Source organism: Oceanobacillus damuensis, from assembly GCF_001618145.1.
GTDB classification, from domain to species: Bacteria; Bacillota; Bacilli; order Bacillales; family Amphibacillaceae; genus Oceanobacillus; species Oceanobacillus damuensis.
This window is the reverse complement of record NZ_LQNF01000079.1, coordinates 1-317: the sequence shown is the minus strand read 5'-3', so window position 1 is coordinate 317 and position 317 is coordinate 1. Positions and strand designations below refer to the sequence as shown.

Below are 317 nucleotides of genomic sequence, written 5' to 3'. Positions count from 1 at the left end.
CTCAATGTCTTCTGATTCTAGTAAATTAACAATGGGTTTCCAATAAACACTCGTACTCTCCATAGCAACATGGATACATCTATGTTCCTTTATCCAGTCTATCATCTGGATTAGGAACACCGTCTTTGTAGAAAATGTTTCAATCTCCTTTCCTTCTGGTGTAATGACGCATGCAGTAATGTTGTCTTTATGAACATCCATACCACACGCTCTTTCAATGATTACATCCATTGATAAAACATCCTTTCTACGGCATACATTATTGGAGGCTGGTGCAACAACCAGAATAGGGATTAATCTACCATGAGTGCTTCCCG

General features: G+C 38.8%; 1 protein-coding gene. It reads right to left on the bottom strand.

Translation table 11 applies throughout. The annotated features are described in order from the left end of the window. The coding region (locus A4245_RS19470) for an IS110 family transposase (RefSeq protein WP_157087783.1) at positions 1-231 on the bottom strand (231 nt) is incomplete at its 3' end. Positions 232-317 lie beyond the last annotated feature (86 nt).